Genomic DNA, 1,187 nt, shown 5'->3' on the forward strand with positions numbered 1-1,187 from the left:
TTCTTTTGTTTCATAATCTGGATAATTAAATGGATAATTAGCGTGGCCACAGGCCATTTTGTTTTTACTAAGCCTGCGGTAACAGCAGGTCATTCGTTAACACCGATGCTCTCAAAAATCTTAGCGACTCCGGAGCTAAGATTCCCCCGACAATCAGAGGAAGGGGCAAGATGGTTTTAAGGCACTTAAAACGTTTTGAGTGTACTCAAAACACATCTTGCCAATGTCTGGCGACATTTAAAATCCGCTCTGCGCGGATTTGTCATTTTAGCCGGAATGGGATAGCCTCCGGCTAAGAAAAGGACGCGATATGCCGACAGGGAAAAGGCAGGCATCCGGAGCCTGTCCTATCGCATGAGAACAATCACATATACCTGTACAGGGTGGAATCATTTCCGCCGGTGCAAAGATATAGGCTATTGGAATACCCGGGGGTGGACATGACCGGACAAACGCTACCACCCCAAGCGGCAAGTATGTTTTTTTCTTGGTACAATCAGGTTCGGATAATTACCAGAAATCATTTACGGACACATCATTTACAGGATATATTGCTGCATAAATGGTGATTCTATTTTGTGTAAATAGGATTTTGAAACTGTAATTAATTATATGTAAGTGTTTTACCTAAATAGCCGGATGACTGAAAGGCTGGCTCATCAATCGACTGGAGAGCCGGAAGAGGCGCCTGAAGTTCGGCTGGCTGATTATTTGATATTTTGGCTGATTGGCTATTTATCCGGTCAACCGGCTGAATGGTTTGCCTTTTAGCTGATTCTCCTTCCGGCAGATTAGCCTTCTGCTTATTCAGCTCCCTGCTTTGTCTTCCGGTTAGCTGATTATTCATCCGGCCGGCTGATGTATCTGTTGATTATCCATCCATTCATTTGGTTAGATGGCTTGTCGATTATCTTGCCTTCCGGCTGGAGAACTGAATGATTGGCTTCCTGGGCGGATGAATGACAAATCTATCATCTGGCTTCCCTTCCGGTCATTCTTCCGGCGACCTGATTTTTTAGCCTCCTGGCCTTCCGGTTTGCCACCCAAAATAAAAAAAGGAGGACATGACCGGACAAACGCTACCACCGGGCGAAGAAATGGACCGGGTTCTGAAAAATATAATTTCTTTTGTGTCAAAATTAGCCGGAGGGCATTAGTACACATCTTAAAAAAAATTATCAATATGG

At 44.3% G+C, this 1,187-nt stretch carries 3 protein-coding genes; all 3 read right to left on the reverse strand.

Annotated features, from left to right (window positions below):
- Positions 1-267: 267 nt before the first annotated feature.
- Entirely contained in the window at positions 268-393 is a 126-nt protein-coding gene (locus tag BUC12_RS20410) for a hypothetical protein (RefSeq protein WP_262485782.1), read from the reverse strand.
- A 211-nt stretch (positions 394-604) separates the two neighbouring features.
- On the reverse strand, positions 605-847 hold the full coding sequence (locus BUC12_RS19670) for a hypothetical protein (protein ID WP_062185386.1): 243 nt from the start codon (positions 845-847) through the stop codon (positions 605-607).
- Between the two features lie 44 nt (positions 848-891).
- A partial coding sequence (locus tag BUC12_RS20240; RefSeq protein WP_175552659.1) for a hypothetical protein occupies positions 892-1,187 on the reverse strand: 296 nt, incomplete at its 5' end.

The organism is Indolivaga macrotermitis (assembly GCF_900128985.1).
In the GTDB taxonomy this organism is placed as follows: domain Bacteria; phylum Bacteroidota; class Bacteroidia; order Bacteroidales; family Dysgonomonadaceae; genus Dysgonomonas_A; species Dysgonomonas_A macrotermitis.